This window comes from Streptomyces sp. KL109B, from assembly GCF_030766935.1.
In the GTDB taxonomy this organism is placed as follows: domain Bacteria; phylum Actinomycetota; class Actinomycetes; order Streptomycetales; family Streptomycetaceae; genus Streptomyces.
Window position 1 is genome coordinate 103,831 of sequence record NZ_JASERL010000011.1, and the last position, 18,925, is coordinate 122,755.

12 protein-coding genes are annotated in these 18,925 nt (G+C 72.4%); 8 read left to right on the forward strand and 4 right to left on the reverse strand.

Translation table 11 applies throughout. From position 1 onward, the window contains the following. Positions 1 to 3: 3 nt before the first annotated feature. Entirely contained in the window at positions 4 to 411 is a 408-nt protein-coding gene (locus RBJ65_RS31105) for a CU044_2847 family protein (protein WP_306319945.1), read from the forward strand. Beyond that, a complete protein-coding gene (locus tag RBJ65_RS31110; RefSeq protein ID WP_306319946.1) occupies positions 411 to 3,398 on the forward strand; it encodes an AAA family ATPase in 2,988 nt (995 codons plus the stop codon). Before RBJ65_RS31105 ends, RBJ65_RS31110 begins: the two co-directional genes overlap by 1 nt. On the opposite strand, the gene glgX is transcribed toward RBJ65_RS31110, so the two are convergent. The 3 genes from glgX to RBJ65_RS31125 form a co-directional block, all read right to left on the reverse strand. Then, a complete protein-coding gene (gene glgX / locus RBJ65_RS31115) occupies positions 3,328 to 5,445 on the reverse strand; it encodes a glycogen debranching protein GlgX (protein ID WP_306319947.1) in 2,118 nt (705 codons plus the stop codon). The two genes, RBJ65_RS31110 and glgX, sit on opposite strands and share 71 nt — an antisense overlap. A gap of 352 nt (positions 5,446 to 5,797) precedes the next feature. Beyond that, on the reverse strand, positions 5,798 to 8,572 hold the full coding sequence (locus RBJ65_RS31120) for a LuxR family transcriptional regulator (RefSeq protein ID WP_306319948.1): 2,775 nt from the start codon (positions 8,570 to 8,572) through the stop codon (positions 5,798 to 5,800). Between the two features lie 314 nt (positions 8,573 to 8,886). After that, on the reverse strand, positions 8,887 to 10,779 hold the full coding sequence (locus RBJ65_RS31125; protein WP_306319949.1) for an ABC transporter ATP-binding protein: 1,893 nt from the start codon (positions 10,777 to 10,779) through the stop codon (positions 8,887 to 8,889). Positions 10,780 to 10,947: 168 nt separating this feature from the next. Between RBJ65_RS31125 and RBJ65_RS31130 the strand changes: the two genes are divergently transcribed. The 4 genes from RBJ65_RS31130 (at position 10,948) to RBJ65_RS31145 (ending at position 15,268) form a co-directional block, all read left to right on the forward strand. Continuing rightward, a complete protein-coding gene (locus RBJ65_RS31130; RefSeq protein WP_306319950.1) occupies positions 10,948 to 13,233 on the forward strand; it encodes a glycoside hydrolase family 3 N-terminal domain-containing protein in 2,286 nt (761 codons plus the stop codon). 24 nt (positions 13,234 to 13,257) lie between these two features. After that, positions 13,258 to 14,043, forward strand: a complete 786-nt coding sequence (locus RBJ65_RS31135) for a crotonase/enoyl-CoA hydratase family protein (protein ID WP_306319951.1) — start codon at positions 13,258 to 13,260, stop codon at positions 14,041 to 14,043. 89 nt (positions 14,044 to 14,132) lie between these two features. Then, a complete protein-coding gene (locus RBJ65_RS31140; RefSeq protein WP_306319952.1) occupies positions 14,133 to 14,957 on the forward strand; it encodes an SAM-dependent methyltransferase in 825 nt (274 codons plus the stop codon). Positions 14,958 to 15,091: 134 nt separating this feature from the next. After that, positions 15,092 to 15,268: a hypothetical protein gene (locus RBJ65_RS31145; protein ID WP_306319953.1), complete on the forward strand. Its 177-nt coding sequence runs from the start codon at positions 15,092 to 15,094 to the stop codon at positions 15,266 to 15,268. 27 nt (positions 15,269 to 15,295) lie between these two features. Here RBJ65_RS31145 and RBJ65_RS31150 read toward each other — a convergent pair whose 3' ends face one another. Next, positions 15,296 to 16,204 carry a YceI family protein gene (locus tag RBJ65_RS31150; protein WP_306319954.1) on the reverse strand — a complete coding sequence of 303 codons (909 nt, stop codon included), beginning with the start codon at positions 16,202 to 16,204 and terminating at the stop codon, positions 15,296 to 15,298. 285 nt (positions 16,205 to 16,489) lie between these two features. Here RBJ65_RS31150 and RBJ65_RS31155 point away from each other — a divergent pair, with 285 nt between their 5' ends. Next, positions 16,490 to 17,704, forward strand: coding sequence for a hypothetical protein (locus RBJ65_RS31155; RefSeq protein WP_306319955.1), 1,215 nt, complete (start codon positions 16,490 to 16,492; stop codon positions 17,702 to 17,704). Further along, complete coding sequence (locus RBJ65_RS31160) at positions 17,701 to 18,888, forward strand: hypothetical protein (protein WP_306319956.1); 1,188 nt, start codon at positions 17,701 to 17,703, stop codon at positions 18,886 to 18,888. The genes RBJ65_RS31155 and RBJ65_RS31160 overlap by 4 nt, the downstream gene beginning before the upstream one ends. Positions 18,889 to 18,925 lie beyond the last annotated feature (37 nt).

The window sequence follows — 18,925 nt, forward strand, 5'->3', positions numbered from 1 at the left end:
TCGATGGCTCAGCTCATGCGTATCCCGTTGAAGGACGGGAAGTTCATGGTCGCGGAGGTCGACCAGACGAACATCCCCAAGGAGTCCGTGGTCCTCGCGTCGCCGAAACCCGGGCAGGCCGTCGCGCAGGCGACGCGCACCCTGGAGTCCAGCCTGCTGAGCCTCGGCCCCGCGCTGTCGGGACTCACGGACACGCTGCGGGTGCTGGCCCCGCAGACGGTGTCCGTCGAGTTCGGCGTCAAGCTGGGCGGTGAGACCGGGGTGATCCTCGCGAAGGGGACCGCCGAGGTGCACTTCACCGTGAAGGTCGAGTGGTCGCCGAAGCCGCCGCCCGACAGCGGTCCCCCGCCCGACAACGGTCCCCCGGCCGACAACGGTCCCTCGGCCGACAACGGTTCCCCGGCCGGCTGATGGAGACCCCCGGTGCCGCCGTCGTCCGCTTCCGCGACGCCGGCGGCGACATCGTCGGGCACGGGGCGCTCGTCGACGAGGAGCACGTCGTCACGTGCGCGCACGTCGTCAACGCCGCGCTCGGCCGGGACCTCACGGACACCGCGAGCGCCGAGGGCGAGGCGCTGCGCCTGGAGTTCCCGCTGCTCGCGCAGTTGCACGCGCAGGCCCCCGAGCGGTGGGCCCGGGTCGACGCCTGGCGGCCGCCCGGCTCCGCCTTCGACGGGGTCGACGTGGCGGGCCTGACGCTGGTGGGCGAGGCGCGTCCGGTGGGCGCGCTGCCGATTCCGCTGGCGCAGGAGGACCGTACGTCGGGCGACGTGATGCTGTTCGGGCCGGTCGAGGGCCGGCCCGGCGGCTGGGTGCCGGGACGGCTGCGCCCCGCCGTGACGCGGTACCGGCAGCAGATCGACCAGGAGACCCGGGGCGAGCACGCCGTCCAGGAGCGCTACAGCGGCACCCCCGTCCTCGATCCGCGGGCGGAGCGGGTCCTCGGCATCCTGGTGGCCAGCGCGTACACCCCGGGCGACGGGCCCGGCGACCGCGATGTGTACGCCGTCCCCGTGTCGGTGCTCGTGGACGCCTGGCCGACGGCCTTCGCGCCGCTGCCCGCCTCTCCGTACAAGGGACTTGAGGCGTTCGACCAGCAGGACCGTGCGCTGTTCTTCGGCCGGGAGAAGATGACCGCGGAGCTGGTCGAGGCCGTACGGGGGCGGCGGCTCGTACCGGTCGTCGGCGCCTCGGGGGCCGGAAAGACCTCGCTGGTGCAGGCGGGTCTGCTGCCACGGCTCGCCGCCGAGCAGACCGCGTGGCGGTTCGCGGTGGTCAGGCCGCGCCCCACCCTGGCGGCGGCGCTCGCGGCGGGCCTCGCACGCGCGGCCGGCGCCCCGCATCCCGTACCGCTGTCCGAACTGGAGGCCTGGCAGTCCCGGATCGCCTCGGACGGTCTCGCCGGGGCCGGGGACCTGGTGCTCGCGGCGACCGGGGGCGAGCGGCTGCTGCTCGTCGTCGACCAGCTCGAAGAGGCCCTGGACGGCTCCCCCGGCACCGCCCGCGTACTGGAACAGCTCGCCGATCTCGCGCACGCGGAGCACTCCTCCACGCGGGCCGTGCTGACGCTGCGCGAGGACGCCTTCGGTGAACTGTTCGTGCGGCCGGGGCGGTTCGGGGAAGTGCTGCGCGACACGGCTGTGGCGCTGCGGGCGATGGCGCGCGAGGAGCTCTCCGAAGCGATCCTGGAACCGGCGCGCGGGCGCGGCCTCGACGTGCACGAGCACCTCGCCGACCGGCTCGCCTCGCTCGTCGAGGGACACCCCGGCGCGCTGCCCCTGCTGGAGTTCACGCTCGACCGGATGTGGGGCACGCTGCGGCGCGGCCAGGACACCCTGTCCTTCGAGGCGTACGCGGAGATCGGGGAGCTGCGCGGAGCGCTGGCCGAGTACGCGGACGGGGTGCTCGCCGGGCTCGCCGACGAGGAACGCGCCCTGGTCCGCGGGCTGTTCGTCAACCATCTCACCGCGCCGGAACAGTCCGACCTGCGCCGCGTCGCCCGCCGCTCGGAGCTGCTGCCCGCGCAGTGGGCGATCGCGGTGCGGCTCGCCAACGAACGGCTCCTGACGACGGCCCGCAGCGCGGAGGGCGAGGAGACCGTCGAGGTCGTGCACGAGGCGCTGCTGCGCGAGTGGGGGACGCTCACCGCCTGGCTCAAGGAGGAGGAGCCGTTCCGCAATTGGCGGCGCATCCTGGCGTACGCGATGCGGCCCCCGGAGGCCGCGGGTGCGCCGGCGGCGGTCCTCACCGGGGCCCTGCTGGCCGATTCGGAGCGCTGGCTCGCGGAGCGCGCGGCCGACATCACGGCGGCCGAACGGCGGTTCGTCGCCGCGAGCCGGGAGCGCCAGGACCGTGAGGAGCGCCGCTACCGCGTCCTGTTCGAGGAGTCCATGGCCCGCTCCCTCACGGAGGCCGCGGTCCGGGCCGAGGGGAATCCGCGCGTCGCCCTGCTGCTCGCGGTGGAGGCGCTGGAGCGCTCCGAGAGCTACGAGGCGGACCACTTGGTGCGCAGGTGTCTGCGTCTGTCGGGGGCCGAGGCGCACGAGTACGTTCCGGCCGCGGGGCACGCGTCGGAGCTGGTGCGGATCGCGAACCGGCTGCGGCTGCGGCAGTGGGCGGCGGGCCCCCGCACGCAGTGGCGGCACTCCGTTCAGGACTTCGACCGGTGGACGCTGGGCAACGACTCGATCAGCGTGCTCGTCGACTACGTCGGTGCGGTGCAGGTCCACTGGGGCACGTCCGACACTCGTACGCCGCTGCCGCTGCCCGCTCCCGCTGTGCTCGCGGCCTGCACGGACGCCGCGTCGATGCTGTGCCTGGGCACGGAGGTCGGGGAGCTGTTCCTGTACCAGATCACCGACTCGGTCGAGGAGATGTGGCGGGTGCGGCTGCCGTGCCCGGCCACGTGTGTCGCCGTCGACGCCGCGGGGAGCATGGTGGCGGCGGGCTGTGACGACGGGGTGACCCGGGTGCTGTCCGCGCAGGGTGGCGGGCGGGAGCTGCTGGAGCTGTCCTCCCCCGGCTTCGTCGAGGACCTGGACTTCCGCCGCGACGGCCTGGCCCTGGCGGCGCAGTCGGGCGGCAGCCGGATCAGGGTCTGGGACCTGCCTTGGGGCGAGCTCCGGCACCTGCTGACCACGACCTTGGGGCTCATCTCGTTCAGCGCCGACGGCGAGCATCTGCTGCGCCAGGAGCCGAGGTTCGAGGAGTCGGGCACGCTGGCCCGGCTGCCCCTGGGCGTGCGGCGGCTGTCGGAGTGCGCCCGCCGGGCGGCCGGTCCGCCGTTGACGGACGACGAGTGGGGGACGTACGTCGGCGCCAGCCCTCTCACGCGGGACGCCGCAGCACACGCAGGCTTCGGCGCACCAGTGTCAGGCGACTCCCCGCCCGCACCTTGACGTCGCTGTCGAGCGGCACTCCTCGGGCCGTGCTCGTGTCGACGACGGGCTGCCACCACTCGCCGTGGTCGGCGGGGACGGTGAACTCCTGGTCCTGCGCGGAGGCGTTGAAGAGGAGGAGGAACGAGTCGTCGACGATGCGCTCGCCGTGCGCGCCGGGTTCCGAGATCGCGTAGCCGTTGAGGAACACCGTCAGGGCCGACGCCCTCGCCGAACTCCACGCTTCGGACGTCATCTCCGCGCCGCCGGGCGAGAACCAGGCGATGTCCGCCAGGTCCTCGTGCGGGCTGACGACGGGCTGCCCGTGGAAGAAGCGCCGCCTGCGGAACACCGGGTGGTCGCGGCGCAGCCGCGCCATGGCACATATGAAGTCGAAGAGTTCGCGCGGTGCGTCCGCCTCGGGCCAGCGCATCCAGGTCAGTTCGTTGTCCTGGCAGTGGGCGTTGTTGTTGCCGCCCTGAGTGCGGCCGAACTCGTCGCCGTGGCCGAGCATCGGGACGCCCTGCGACAGCATCAACGTAGCGACGAAATTGCGCATTTGGCGGTTCCGCAGTTCGCGCACGGCCGGGTCGTCGCTCTCGCCCTCGACGCCGCAGTTCCACGAGCGGTTGTCGCTCTCGCCGTCGCGGTCGTCCTCGCCGTTGGCTTCGTTGTGCTTGTCGTCGTACGACACCAGGTCGCGGAGCGTGAAGCCGTCGTGGCAGGTCACGAAGTTGACGGAGGCCAGGGGGCGTTGGCCGTTGTCCTGGTAGAGGTCGGCCGAGCCGGTCAGGCGGCTCGCGAACTCGGCGAGCGTGTGCGGCCGGCCCCGCCACAGGTCGCGTACGGTGTCGCGGTACCTTCCGTTCCACTCGGTCCACAGCGGCGGGAAGTTGCCCACCTGGTAGCCGTTGTCGCCGATGTCCCAGGGCTCCGCGATCAGCTTCACGCGGGAGACCACGGGGTCCTGCTGCACCAGGTCGAAGAACGACGACAGCCGGTCCACCTCGTGGAACTGGCGGGCCAGCGTGGCGGCCTGGTTGAAGCGGAAGCCGTCGACGTGCATCTCCTCGACCCAGTAGCGCAGCGAATCCATGATCATCTGGAGTACGTGCGGGGACCGCATCAGCAGGGCGTTGCCGGCGCCCGTGGTGTCCACGTAGTAGCGGGGGTCGTCGGCGAGGCGGTAGTACGAGGGGTTGTCGAGGCCGCGGAAGCAGAGGGTCGGCCCGAGGTGGTCGCCTTCGGCGGCGTGGTTGTAGACGACGTCGAGGATGACCTCGATGCCGACTTCGTGCAGCGCGCGTACCGCCGATTTGAACTCCAGGACCTGCTCGCCCCGGTCGCCCCACGACGCGTACCGATTGTGCGGCGCGAAGAAGCCGATCGTGTTGTAGCCCCAGTAGCTCGTGAGGCCGTGCTCGACCAGGCGGTGGTCGTCGACGAACTGGTGCACCGGCATCAACTCAAGGGCGGTGACGCCCAGTTCGGCGAGGTGCCCGATGATCGCCGGATGGGCGAGCGCCGCGTACGTGCCGCGCAGTTCCTCGGGCAGGTCGGGGTGGCGCATCGTCAGGCCCTTCACATGGGCCTCGTAGATCATCGACTCGTGGTAGTCCCGGCGCGGCGGGTGGTCGTTGCCCCAGTCGAAGTACGGGTTGATCACGACGGAGGCCATGGTGTGCGGGAGGGAGTCCACGTCGTTGCGCCGGTAGCGGGAGAACCCGCGCGCGTAGTCGTACAGGGAGTCGTTCCAGTCGAGGCGGCCGCACATGGCCCGCGCGTAGGGGTCGAGGAGCAGTTTCGCGGGGTTGAAGTGCGTTCCTTCGAAGGGGTCCCACGGCCCGTGCGCCCGGTAGCCGTACCGCTGTCCCGGCATGATGCCCGGCACATAGGCGTGGCGCACGAACGCGTCGGCCTCCCGCAGTTCGATCGCGGTCTCCGAGCCGTCGTCGTGCAGCAGGCACAGCTCGATGCGCTCGGCGCCCTCCGAGAAGACCGCGAAGTTGGTGCCCGCGCCGTCGTACGTCGCACCCAGCGGATACGCCTCTCCAGGCCAGACCCGCATCGCCCGCCCACCCCCGTGAGTCCCGTGCCGCACCCCCTGACTGGAAGGTATCCCGCACCCGTCTCCCGGTCAGCCCCTGGCGCCGCAACTCCCGTGCGACGCGGCCCGTGGGCGGCTGACCTGCGCCGTTCCCGCGTCTACACCATTCGTCGTACGTCACGGGCCCCCGATCCCAGGGTTTTCCCCGTGGCCCAGGGGCGCGCCCGGGTCCATCGTGGAGACACGAAAGCACACGGGGGCTTTCGACACGGGGGATCCGACGGGGGACAACGGGGAACCCACGGGGGATACGGGGGACTGGGGGTGCCCGATACGGGCACCCCCACTGTGTTGTCCGCACGGGGCGTGGCCCTCAGGAGGAGTGGGTGGACTCGGACTCGCTGAGCAGGCGCACCAGTTGGGCCCTTCGGTGCACCCCTTCCAGCTTCCGGTAGATGTTGCCGAGGTGGAACTCGACCGTCTTGACGCTGAGGAACAGCTCTTCCGCCGCTTCGTGGTTGGTGACGCCGCGGCCCACGGCGAGGGCCACGCGCAGTTCCTGCGGGGTCAGTCCGTCCAGCGGGGTGGGTCCGGAGTCGACCTTGTCGCCGCCGGCGGCGTGCAGTTCGGCGGCGGCGCGGGCCGCCCAACCGGCCGCTCCGAGCCGGTCGAAGGTGGTCAGGGCGCGTTGCAGGCGGCGCCGGGCCTCGCTGCGGCGGCCGAGGCGGCGCAGCAGCTCCCCGCACGCGAAGTCGGTGCGACCGCGCTCGAACGGGGCTTGGATGTCGGCGAGTTCGGCGAGGGCTCGGTCCATGTGGCGCTCGACGTAGGCCGGTTCCAGCATGCCGCGGCAGCGGGCCGCCGCTGCCGCGGTGATGGGGCGCCTGCCGCGCCCGGCCTCGTGTTCCAGGACGCGCAGTACGTCGTACGCCTCGTCGGTGCGGTGCAGATGGACGTACGCCTCGGCGAGGTCGGCGGCCCAGGAGAGGTAGAGGCCGTCGCCGCGGCCGTTGGCGAGGGAGAAGGCGCGTACCTCTTCGAGGTGTGCGGCGGCCTCTTCGTAGTGGCCGAGGCCGAGTTCGAGGAGGCCGAGGGCGCCACGCGCGCGTGCCGCGTCCATGGGGAGTTCGGCGGCGGCCGCCAGGGAACGGCACTGCGCCTCGTGGGCGCGGCAGTCCGCCTCCCTGCCGAGTACGGCCTCCGTGCGGGCCTGGGCGGCGAGCGCCCGGCACACCTCGATGACGCGTCCGGTGTCCTCGCCGAGGCGGGCGGACTCGTCGGCGTGGGCGAGCGAGGAGTTCCACTCGCCGCGCCAGAACTCGACGACGGAGAGCGTGCCGAGGAGGTGGGCGAGGAGGCCGACGGTGCTGGAGGAGCGGGCGGCGTGCACGGCGCGGTCGAGGAGGGCGTGCCCCTCGTCCAGTTCCTCGGTGGCCAGGTAGCACAGGCCGCCGACGCCGGAGACCGGGTAGGGGAACGACAAGTCCGGTGCCGCCAGGGGTTTTTCGAGGTCGCGGAGCAGGGCGCGGCCGTCCTCCGCGTCGCCGCCGAGGAGTTCGACGAGGGCGTGCAGCAGGCGTACGGGGAGGGCCGCCGCCGCGTCGCCGAAGGCGTCGGCGATCTGCATGGACTCGGCGGAGGTGGCGCGGGCCGCCGTGAGGTCGCCGATGGCGAGTTCGGTGAGGGTGATACCGCCGAGCATGACGGCTGCGAGCCCCGGGTCGACGCGGCGGGCCTCGTCGACGGCGGAGCGGAGCTGCTCGCGGGCGCGGGCCGGGCGGCCGCGCTGGATGTCGACGTAGCAGCGCAGTTGCCGCAGGTCGAGGCGGGTGCGGGCGTGGGCGGCGTGGCCGAGGGCGCGGTCGAGGAGGTCGGCGGCCTCGTCGAGGGAGCCCGCGGCCTGCGCGGCGCGGGCTGCGGCGAGCAGGCGGCGGGCCTTGCCCTCGTCGTCGGGGGTGAAGCGGGCGGCGTGCGCGTACAGGCGGGCGGCGAGCGGGAAGGCGAGGCTGGCGGGGCCGCCGGACGCCGCGTTCTCCAGGGCCGTCGCGACCTGTTCGTCGGGGTCGGCGCCGGATTCGGAGAGGTGCCAGGCGTACCGTTCCAGCGCGGTGGGGGCCTGCGCGCCCTGGAGGGCCTGGGCGACGGTGCGGTGGGCGCGCCAGCGGCGGACGGCGCTGGCCCCGTGGTAGACGCCGGAGCGGACGAGTGGATGCCGGAAGACGTACGCGCCTTCTTCCACGGTCATCAGGCCTGCCCGCTCGGCCGGTTCGAGGTCGGCGTACGTCAACTGGTGGGCGCGCAGGACGCGTTCGGTGCCGGCGAGGGGGCGGGGGCCGAGGACGGCGAGGAGCAGCATGGCCTCGCGGGTCGGGTCGGGCAGCCGGGTGATGGCGCTGTGGAAGGTGTGGGCGAGGATGTCCCCGATGGGGAGCGGGGCGCCGGTGTCGGGGCGGTGGTCGCCGTGGGCGAGGAGGGCGGGGAGTTCGACGAGGGCGAGGGGGTTGCCGCGGGCCTCGGAGAGCAGCCACTGGATGTCGTGCGTCGACAGGGGCTCGTCGGCTTCCTCGGCGACGAGTTCACGGGCCGCGCCTGCGTCCAGGCCGCGCAGGCTGAGGGATTCGACGGGGGCGAGGCGGGAGGCGGCGGCGTCGGTGTCGCGGGTGGCGAAGAGGGCGACGATGCCTTCGCGGCCGAGGCGGCGGGTGGCGAAGGCGAGGGCGTCGAGGGAGTACGGGTCGAGCCACTGCGCGTCGTCGACGACGACGAGCACCGGGCCGGATTCGCTGATCGCGCCCAGCAGGCTGAGCGTGCCCGCGGCGACCGCGAAGCGGTCCTGGGCGATGGCGGGGCCGAGGGCGAGGGCGCCGGTGAGGGCGGCGGCCTGGCGGTCGGGGATGCGGGTGAGGTGGTCGGTGACGGGGCGGAAGAGGTCGGCGAGTCCTACGTACGGGAGTTGGGATTCCGTTTCGATGCCCTGGGTGCGGAGGCGGGTGAGGTCGCGGGCGAGGGATTCGGCGTAGGCGAGCAGGCTGGTCTTGCCGATGCCGGCCTCTCCGCGGACGACCAGGGCGGAGCTGTGTCCTGCGGTGCGGGCGGCGTCGATGAGGTCGGTCAGTCGTGCGCATTCCGCTGTACGGCCCAGCAGCATGGGGTCAGGGTAACCCGGGGTACGTGGCACCGGGAGCCGTCAACTGGCCGTTGGGGCTTACGGGTTGAACGTTGCGGCTACCTTCCTCCCACGCCTCGGGGCTCCGCCCCGGACCCCGCGCCTCAAACGCCGGCGAGGCTGGAAAGATCGGGGCTCCGCCCCGGACCCCGCGCCTCAAACGCCGGCGGGGCTTGATTGTGGTCATCCGCCGGCGGGGCTTGATTGTGGTCATCCGCCGGTGGGGCTGGATTTGGTTGGCCCGATCAAGCCCCTGCGGCGACCCCGCAGCGGGGTCCGGGGCGGAGCCCCGGGGGTTACGCCGCCTCCGGCACCGGGGACGGTTCGGAGAACTGGGTGCGGTAGAGCTCCGCGTAGCGGCCGCCGAGGGCGAGGAGGGAGGTGTGGGTGCCGTGTTCGGCCACGCGGCCGTCCTCGATGACCAGGATCTGGTCCGCGGAGCGGATCGTGGAGAGGCGGTGGGCGATGACCACCGCCGTGCGTCCCTCCAGGGCCTCCGCGAGCGCTTCCTGGACCGCCACCTCGGAGGTGTTGTCGAGGTGGGCGGTGGCCTCGTCGAGGATGACGACGCGTTGCCGGGCCAGCAACAGGCGGGCGATGGTCATGCGTTGACGTTCCCCGCCGGAGAGGCGGTAGCCGCGTTCGCCGACGACCGTGTCCAACCCGTCCGGCAGCTCGCGGACGAGTGTGTCGAGGCGGGCCCGGCGGAGTACGTCCCAGAGCTCCGCCTCCTCCGCCTCGGGCCGCGCCAGCAGCAGGTTCGCGCGGACCGTGTCGTGGAAGAGGTGGCCGTCCTGGGTGACCATGCCGAGCGTGGCGCGCAGCGATGCCGCACCCGCGTCGCGCACGTCGACGCCGCCGATGCGGACGGCCCCGCCATCGGTGTCGTACAGGCGCGGAAGCAGCGACGCGATGGTTGATTTGCCGGCGCCTGAGGAGCCGACGAGGGCCACCGTCTGGCCGGGTTCCGCGCGGAAGGAGACACCGTGCAGGACCTCGGAGCCGCCCCGTGTGTCCAGCGATGCGACCTCTTCCAGGGAGGCGAGGGACACCTTGTCCGCTGCCGGGTAGCCGAAGCGGACGTCGTCGAACTCGACCGCCACCGGACCGTTCGGGATCTCGGTCGCGTCCGGCTTCTCGTCGATCAGGGGCTTGAGGTCGAGTACCTCGAAGACCCGCTCGAAGCTGACGAGCGCGCTCATGACCTCGACCCGGGCCCCGGCGAGCGAGGTCAGCGGCGCGTACAGGCGGGTGAGGAGAAGGGCGAGCGACACCACCGCGCCCGCTTCCAGCGTGCCTTCCAGCGCGAAGTAGCCGCCGAGGCCGTAGACCAGCGCGAGGGCGAGCGCCGATACGAGTGTCAGCGCCGTGATGAACGCCGACTGCGCCATGGCGGTGCGTACGCCGATGTCCCGCACCCGGTTCGCGCGCTCCGCGAACTCCGCCGACTCGTCGCCGGGCCGCCCGAACAGCTTGATCAGCGTGGCGCCGGGCGCCGAGAACCGCTCGGTCATCCGGGTGCCCATCGCCGCGTTGTGCGCGGCGGCCTCGCGCTGGAGGCGGGCCATGCGGGAGCCCATGCGGCGGGCGGGGAGCACGAAGACCGGCAGGAGCAGCAGGGCGAGGAGGGTGATCTGCCAGGAGAGGGTGAGCATCACCGCGAGGGTGAGGACGAGAGTCACCACGTTCCCGACCACCCCCGACAGCGTGTTGCTGAACGCGCGCTGCGCGCCGATCACGTCGTTGTTGAGGCGGCTGACCAGGGCTCCCGTCCGGGTCCTGGTGAAGAAGGCGACGGGCATGCGTTGTACGTGGTCGAAGACGGCGGTGCGCAGGTCGAGGATGAGCCCCTCGCCGAGGTTCGACGACAGCCAGCGGGCCAGGAGCCCGAATCCGGCCTCGGCGAGCGCGATCGCCGCGATGAGGAGGGCGAGGCGGATGATGTGGCCCTGGTCGTCGCCGCCCACGATCGCGTCGACGACCTTGCCCGCGAGCATCGGCGTCGCGACGGCGAGCAGCGCGGTCAGGATGCTGAGGAATACGAACTGGGCGATGCGCCGCCGGTGCGGGCGGGCGAACGCGGCGATCCTGCGGAGGGTCGCGCGGGCGAAGGGGCGGCCGTTCGGGCCGCCGTTCTGGGCATTCATGACGCTGTGCAGCTGCGTCCAGGCTGTCGTCTCCATGCTCATGCCGATGAGAGTAGAACCTCAACCAATCTTGAGGTCAAGCGTTCCGCGATACAGATGCGACACCCCAGGTCACACCTCTTGACCCTCGGGTAACCGGAACGTAACTTCGCTTCAATTCTTGTGCCCATTACACGAGTTGTGGGCCCCGTACGATCGGGAAGCGAAGGCATGCCGGAGCTGCGTAGACGTACCCTGCTGTCCGCGATCGGTGTCACCGCTGCCGCGGGCACCGCCACCACCACCAGCCAGTCCGCCGTCGCACACGCGGCCACGGCGGCCCCCGCCGCCCCGCGCGAGAGCTACGAGGGCAAGGTCCGGAGCCTCCTCGCCCGTATGACTCTCGAAGAGAAGCTGGGGCAGTTGCAGCAGCTCCCCTGGTCGTACGACCTCAATCCGGGTTCGGGGACCACGAAGGCGGTCGAGGACGCCGCGCGCACCGGCCGCGTCGGCTCCGTGTTCAGCATCTTCGGCGCGAAGACCACCAACGCACTGCAGCGCATCGCCGTCGATGAGTCCCGGCTCGGCATCCCGCTGCTGCTCGGCCTCGACGTGATCCACGGGATGTGGACCAACTTCCCGATCCCGCTCGCCCAGGCCGCCAGCTTCGACCCGGACGTGGCCCGCTCGGACGCCGAGGTGTCGGCGAAGGAGGCCAGGTCAAACGGCGTGCACTGGACGTTCTCCCCGATGATGGACGTCACGCACGAGCCGCGCTGGGGCCGGATCGCCGAGGGCAACGGCGAGGACCCGTATCTGACCGCGCGGTTCGCGGCGGCCAAGGTGAAGGGATACCAGGGCTCCGGGTACGGCTCGAAGGAGACCGTCGCGGCGTGCGCGAAGCACTTCGTGGCGTACGGCGGCGCGGAGGGCGGCCGGGACTACAACACGGTCGACGTGTCCGAGTCGCGGCTGCGGAATCTCTATCTCCCGCCGTTCAAGGCGGCGTTGGACGCCGGTGTCGCCACCGTGATGGCCTCCTTCAACACCCTCAGCGGCGTTCCGGCGCACGGCAATCCGCACACGCTCACCGACATCCTCAAGAAGGAGTGGGGGTTCGATGGGCTCGTCGTCAGCGACTACAACGGCGTCGAGGAACTGATCCCGCACGGCTTCGCCGAGGACGGCGCGGACGCGGCACGGCTCGCCCTCAACGCCGGCGTCGACATGGAGATGACCAGCACGAACCTCCTCACCAACGGCAAGAAGCTGGTGCGCGCCGGGAAGATCGAGGAGCGCCGGATCGACGACGCCGTGGCGTGCCTGCTGCGCCTGAAGTACGAACTCGGCCTGTTCGACGACCCGTACGTGGAGGAGTCGAAGGCGATCGACGAGCCGTCGGCCGACGCGCGCAAGGCGGCGCGCGCCGCCGCCTCCCGCTCGATGGTTCTTCTGAAGAACGAGCGGGACGCGCTGCCGCTGAAGAAGTCGGTCAAGTCCCTTGCCGTCGTTGGCCCGTTCGCGGACTCCTCCGATCTTCTCGGTACGTGGGTGGTGCCCGCGTCGGCCGAGAAGTTCCCTTCGGTGAAGGTGCTCGACGCCGTGAAGAAAGCGGCTCCCAGCGCCGAGGTCACGTACGCGCGCGGCGTCGACCCGGAGGGCAAGGACACGGGCGGCATCGCGGACGCGGTGGCCGCCGCGAAGGCCGCGGACGTCACCGTCGTGGTCGTCGGCGAGCCGCCGTCGATGAGCGGTGAGGCCGCGGCGCGCAGCGACATCTCGCTGCCGGGCGCGCAGGAGAAGCTGATCGCGGCGGTCGCGGAGACCGGGAAGCCGTTCGTGGTGGTGCTTGTCGGCGGCCGCCCGCTGACCGTCGGTGACTGGCTGGACAGCGCCCCTGCCGTCCTGGAGGCCTGGCACCCGGGCATCGAGGCGGGCAACGCGATCGCGGACGTCCTGTTCGGGGCCGTGAACCCCGGCGGCAAGCTGCCGGTGTCCTTCCCGCGGACCACCGGCCAGATCCCGATCCACTACAACCACGAGTCGACGGGCCGCCCGTACGACAAGGACAACAAGTACACGTCGAAGTACCTGGACCTGCCGCCGACCCCGCAGTTCCCCTTCGGGTACGGGCTCAGCTATACGAAGTTCGCCTTCGGCACACCGAAGTTGAGCCGGTCCTCGATCTCGGCGGCAGCCCTTGGCAAGGGCGACACCCTTGAGGTGTCCGTCGAGGTACGCAACACCGGCTCGCGCTCCGGGGACGAGGTCGCGCAGCTGTACGTGCGTGATGTGGCGGCCTCGCTGACTCAACCGGTGCGCAGGCTGCGGGGGTTCAAGCGGGTCACGCTGGACGCGGGGGCGGCGACGACGGTCCGGTTCCAGTTGGGCGCGGAGGACCTCGGGTTCTGGACGAACGACCCGAGCGGCGAATTCCGGGTCGAGGAGGGCGCGTTCGAGCTGTACGTGGGCGACAGCTCGACGGCGGATGCCAAGCTGAAGCTCACCGTCAGCTAGCACCCCGACCGGAGGGAATCCCTCATGCCGCCGTCCGTCCGCGTCGAACGCGAAGGTCATGTCACCACGGTCGTGCTGTCCCGGCCCGAGGCCCGCAACGCGGTCGACGGGCCGACGGCGCGGCAACTGGCCGACGCCTTCCGCGCGTTCGAGGCGGACGACGCGGCGCGGGCCGCCGTGCTGTGGGGCGAGGGCGGCACGTTCTGCGCGGGCGCCGACCTCAAGGCGATCGGCACGGAGCGCGGGAACCGGGTCGAGGAGGGCGGGGACGGTCCGATGGGCCCGACCCGGCTGCGGCTCACAAAGCCGGTCGTCGCGGCGGTCGCGGGGCACGCGGTGGCGGGCGGGCTCGAACTCGCCCTCTGGTGCGATCTGCGGGTCGCCGAGGAGGACGCGGTGTTCGGCGTCTTCTGCCGCCGCTGGGGCGTCCCGCTCATCGACGGCGGCACGGTCCGACTCCCCCGCCTCATCGGCGAGAGCCGCGCGAGCGATCTGATCCTCACCGGCCGCGCGGTCGAGGCGCGGGAGGCGTACGAGATCGGCCTCGCGAACCGCCTCGTCCCGCCCGGCCGCTCCCGCGCAGAGGCGGAGGCGCTCGCCGCGAGCCTTGCCGCCTTCCCGCAGGACTGCCTGCGCAGCGACCGCGCCTCCCTGCGCGAACAGCACGGGCAGGACGAGGAGGCGGCGATGCGCGCGGAACTCCGGCACGGCATGGGCGTGTTGGGCGGGGCGGTCGAGGGCGCTGGGCGGTTCGCGGCGGGGGCCGGGCGGCACGGGACGTTCGAGGAATCGGGCGGCGCGGGCGCCTGACGTACGGCAGGATGCTCACACACGTACGCACGTTCACCTCAGGACACGTGCGTGAACAGCCGACGTCCGACAGGGAGTTGCAAGCACCGATGCCGTCCACGCCCGAGACCTCGCCCACCCCGTCCCGTATCGACACCAGCAAGCCGCACCCGGCGCGGGTCTACGACTGGTACCTCGGCGGCAAGGACAACTATCCGGTGGACGAGGAGCTCGGCCGGCAGATCATGACGCTGGAGCCGTTGGCCAAGTACGCGGCGCGGCACAACCGTTGGTTCATGCACCGCGCGACCCGGATGCTGGCCGCGCGCGGCGACGTGACGCAGTTCCTGGACATCGGCACCGGCATCCCGACCGAGCCGAACCTGCACCGCATCGCGCAGCGCGCCGTGCCCGAGGCGAGCGTCGTGTACGTCGACAACGACCCGATCGTGCTGCGGCACGCGGAGGCGCTGCTGCGCGGCACCCCGGAGGGCATCACGCGCTACGTCCAGGCCGACGCAAGGGAACCGGGGAAGATCCTCGAACAGGCCCGGGAGATCCTGGACTTCGACAAGCCGATCGCGGTGTCGCTGATCGCGCTGCTGCACTTCATCCCGGACGACCAGGGCGCGTACGACATCGTGCGCACCTTCGTGGACGCGCTGCCCTCGGGCAGCCACCTCGTCCTGTCCCAAGTGGCCTCGGACTACGACCCTTCGCGCACACAGCAGGCCATCGACATGTACGCGGCCGGTGGGGTCACGCTCGTGCCGCGCACGCACGAGGAAGTGACGAAGTTCTTCACAGGGTCCGGTCTCGAACTCGTCGACCCCGGTGTGGTCTGGCTGCCCGACTGGCGCCCGGAGTTGGCCGTCGACGAGGACCGGGACGGTTCCCCCGTGCCGATGTACGGGGCCGTGGGCCGCAAGAACTGAAGTGGCGTACGGGGTCAGGGCACTTGAGCGGGACAGGAGTCATCATGCCGAAGGGCATGACGAAACTCACACATGGCGATAGCCACGTGACGGACCGCAGCGAATACGCGTACGGATCCCCTACGCTCGTTCACATGTCCGCCACCCCAGCCCCACGAACCGAACGGTCCGCCGACGTGGTCAACGAGCAGATTCGTGACCTGTGGGCGCGCACGCGCGGACGCCTGAGCGCCGAGGACCGTGCGGAGTACGAGTCCCTGGTCACGGAGTGGGCGTCCGCCATCGGCGGAGGGGTCGCGCAGCGCGCATGACCCCCTCCGCACGGTGACCCCCGCCGGCTACTCCGGCGGGGTCGGCGTGTCCTCGCTGCGGTACATCGCCTGTACGTCCATTTCGAGCTTGACGGTCGGGCCGACGACCGCGATGCCCTTGGCGAGCATGGTCCGCCAGTTCAGCGTGTAGTCCTCGCGGTGCAGCTCCGCCGTGGCGAGGGCCGCGCAGCGCAGCTCCTCCGCGTAGCCGCCGTTGACGACACCGAGGTAACCGGTGTCGAGGTCGACGGTGCGACTCACGCCGTGCATGGTGAGGGCGCCCTGCACCGTCCACTTCGAGCCACCCCGGTAGATGAAGCGGTCCGAGGAGAAGTGGATGTAGGGGTAGCGCTCGACGTCGAGGAAGTCGGCGGAGCGCAGGTGGTTGTCGCGGGTGTTGTTGCCCGTGGTGATCGACGAGGCGTCGATACGGACCTCGACCCGCGAGTCCGCCATGTCGGGCGCGATCTGGATGCCGCCCTCGAAGCGCGTGAAGCGGCCGTGCACATGGGCCATGCCGACGTGCTTGGCGATGAAGCGGATCGCGGTGTGCGGCGGGTCGAACAGCCAGGTGCCGGGCTGCGGCAGCTCGGGCGAGCGGCCCACGTGCAGCTGGATGCCGGTGAGCGGCAGCGCCTCGCCCTCGACGACGTCGACCGTCTGCTGGAACGGCTGGAGGCCCTCGGCCGCGATGAGCACGCTGTAACGGCCCGGTTGCAGTGTGACGAAGACGAGGCCGAAGGGGTCGGTCGTGGCCTTGGCGGTGACCCGGCCGGTGTCCGAGTGTGTGAGCGTGACCTCGGCGCCCGGCATGGGCTGGCCGAACGGGTCGGTCACCTCGCAGTGCACACCACCCGCGCCCTGCGGCAGGGAGTGAACGGGTCCGGCTCCCCGCCCGGATCCGGCGCGCTTCCGGCGGAACAATGCGAGGGGCATGAATGGGCCTTTCTTGTGCATCCGAACGAGCGTGCACACTTTGCCATGCTCCGCGCCCTACCAAATGGGGCGGAGTCTGGTATTCCGGCAGGCGTGAACCCGCCATTTCACAAGATCCACACCTCTGGGGCCGCTCCGTCGCCTCGACGTTTCCCGCCTTCTCCTCCTCCCCCGCGTACGTTCACGTGTTCTCCGTAAAGCGTTGACGAAGCCGGAAGCGCTCTGGCAAGGTCACGAACCCCGGCGCCACCCCCCGAAGCGGGACCCGAGGAGACCCCCTGCCCGATGAATCCAAGGCCCGCCCCCGCCCGTAGGACCGTGCCCGACGCCCCCGCCCTGCGCCGCTTCGCCGACGCGCACTGGGGCCGGGAGCCGGTCGTCGTCGGCGACACCCCACTGGGCATCACCGCGGCCGACGCGCACACCCTCCTCCTCGCCGCGGCCGCCCGCCCCGCCCCCGCGCCACTGCGCCTGTCCACCGCGGACGGGGTGCTCCGGGAGCCGGGGACGCTGCTGCCGGGGCCGGCCGACCGGGATCTCGCCGGGTACGTCGCACGGCTGGCCGAGGCGCCGCAACTGGGCAATGACGGCTGGCTGTTGACCGTCGATGACCCGCTGAGCGGGGACTTCGCGCTGTGGTCGCGGGTGCGGGACGCGTTGGCGGGGCTCTGGCGGCACGTCGGCTGGCCCGCGGTGCCGGTGACGGCGGAACTGGCCGTCGGCGACCGGCACCACACCGTCACCGAGGCGGGCGACCCCGACGCCGCGTCCCTCACCTGGGTCATCGACGGCGAACTGACCGTGCGCGTACGACCCGAGCACACCGGAACCGAGTACGAACTGAGGGCCTCGGCGGGCGACTTGCTGCACTGGCCCGCGGGCAGCCGGCACCTCGACCACCGTACGCGGCCGTGCACGACGCTCCGGTTGAGCGTGCCCGCCCGGACGGCCGCCGCCCTGCCGATGGTCGCGGACGGCGTCCGCGCGCTGACGCGCAGGCGGCGCGCGCACGCGCAGGCCCCTGCGGCGCACCCCCACCCGCTGCCCGCGCGGCCCGACGGCCGGGTGACACCACCCGCCCCGCTCAGGGCCGCCGCCCGCCGCCTGACCGAGGCCCTCACCGAGCCGGACATCGAGCGGGACCTCCTGGTGCGCTGGGCCGGGCTGCGCTCCGCCGCGGGCCTGAACCCGGCGCCCGAGCCGTGCCCCGCCGTCCCGCTCACCTCACGGCACCGATTACAACGTGTCTCGGAGATCATCCGGGTCGCCGACGGCCACGACGACGCGCTGTGGGCGGCGAACGGACATGTGTGGCCCGCGCCGGGCCGCGCCGCCGACCGGCTCCTCGCCCATCTGCGCACGGCGCGCGGCGGCGCCACCGTCGCCGACCTCGCCGCGTCGTCGGGACACCACGCGCACTCGCCCCGGCTGCACGCGCTGCTGCGTGAACTGTGCCGGTCGCGGGCCGTCCGCGTCACGCCTCCGGAGCCGCGTCCGTGACCACGAGCGCCGCCACCCCCATCGACGTCCTCGGCCCCCTCGACCGGTCCGTGGACTGGCCGCGCCTCGCGGCCGAGCACTGGGACCGAAGACCCGTGCTGCTGCGCCCCGGCCGCGGCGCCGGTCCCGGCCGCGGCGCCGCCCCCTTCGACCCCAACGAGGTCTTCGAGGGGGCCGTCGCCGCCGCCCAGCACGCCACGGCGGGCGCCGATGACCGGGTCCTGTTCACCGTGGGGCCGCGCCGCCTGACGGAGCCCGGTGATCTGCTGCCACGGCCCGAGGACGGCTCGTTCGCCGCCTACGACCGGCGCCTGGAAACGCGGTTGGGCGACACGGACTTCGCGCTCGTGGTGCGGGAGCTGCACGCGGGGCACCACCCGCTGTGGATCAGGGAACGCGACTTCCTCGCGGGCCTCTGGGACGAGGTCGGGCAGCCGCTCGCGGCCATCGGCACGACGCTCTGCCACGGCACGTCCGCGCCGCCGAGGACCACGGCCTCCCACCACCGGGCCGCCACGTTCCTCTACACACTGCACGGCCGCCACCGCATCCACCTCACGGGCCCAGGCGACCGGCGCTGGGCGGCCACCACGGTCCCCGGCGACCTGCTGTACTGGCCCGCCGACCACGCGTACACGGTGCCCGCCCCGTACACCGCCCGCTCCCCCGGCACGGCCGTGCACATCAGCGTGCCGCGCGAGCCGTCCTACGCGTTCGACCCGCCGTATCGGGCGTCCGCCTTGGCCCCGGCCGACACCCTTGTGCCCGACGGCGACCCGACCGACGACCTGCCCGCCACCCTGCCTCCCGTCCTGTCCGCGGCCCTCGCCCACCTGCGCCAGGAGTCCGGCCCCGAACGGCTGCACCGCCGCCTGGCCCGCGAGGCGCTCCGGCACGCCACCGACGGCGGCCTGCGTCCAGTGCCGCCGCCCACCAGGCCCGGCTACTTCACCGACGACGACGCGGTACGGGCCACGGAGCGGGTGCTGTGGGCGCCCGTCGACCGGCACCGCCTCGTGGCGGCCTGCGGCCATGTCACCCGGACCGGTCTGACGGCACGCGAACTGTCCGCCCTGGTGGGCCGGTTGAACGGCGGCGAGCCACTGCCCGTGGGCGAACTGACCCCTTCGGCGCGCAGACTGGTGGCGCGGCTCGCCGGGTTCCGCGCGGTGGAACGCCTCTGACCCCTCCTGCCGCATGGTGGAACCGCCCCCACCCGAA

What these genes read in the sequence shown, in the direction of transcription:
- RBJ65_RS31105 (WP_306319945.1), top strand. Translation starts at nt 4, where the DNA reads ATGGCTCAGCTCATGCGTATCCCGTTGAAGGACGGGAAGTTCATGGTC.
- RBJ65_RS31155 (WP_306319955.1), top strand. Translation starts at nt 16,490, where the DNA reads ATGAATCCAAGGCCCGCCCCCGCCCGTAGGACCGTGCCCGACGCCCCC.
- RBJ65_RS31125 (WP_306319949.1), bottom strand. Translation starts at nt 10,779, where the DNA reads ATGAGCATGGAGACGACAGCCTGGACGCAGCTGCACAGCGTCATGAAT.
- RBJ65_RS31130 (WP_306319950.1), top strand. Translation starts at nt 10,948, where the DNA reads ATGCCGGAGCTGCGTAGACGTACCCTGCTGTCCGCGATCGGTGTCACC.
- RBJ65_RS31145 (WP_306319953.1), top strand. Translation starts at nt 15,092, where the DNA reads ATGTCCGCCACCCCAGCCCCACGAACCGAACGGTCCGCCGACGTGGTC.
- RBJ65_RS31120 (WP_306319948.1), bottom strand. Translation starts at nt 8,572, where the DNA reads ATGCTGCTGGGCCGTACAGCGGAATGCGCACGACTGACCGACCTCATC.
- RBJ65_RS31140 (WP_306319952.1), top strand. Translation starts at nt 14,133, where the DNA reads ATGCCGTCCACGCCCGAGACCTCGCCCACCCCGTCCCGTATCGACACC.
- RBJ65_RS31150 (WP_306319954.1), bottom strand. Translation starts at nt 16,204, where the DNA reads ATGCCCCTCGCATTGTTCCGCCGGAAGCGCGCCGGATCCGGGCGGGGA.
- glgX (WP_306319947.1), bottom strand. Translation starts at nt 5,445, where the DNA reads ATGCGGGTCTGGCCTGGAGAGGCGTATCCGCTGGGTGCGACGTACGAC.
- RBJ65_RS31110 (WP_306319946.1), top strand. Translation starts at nt 411, where the DNA reads ATGGAGACCCCCGGTGCCGCCGTCGTCCGCTTCCGCGACGCCGGCGGC.
- RBJ65_RS31135 (WP_306319951.1), top strand. Translation starts at nt 13,258, where the DNA reads ATGCCGCCGTCCGTCCGCGTCGAACGCGAAGGTCATGTCACCACGGTC.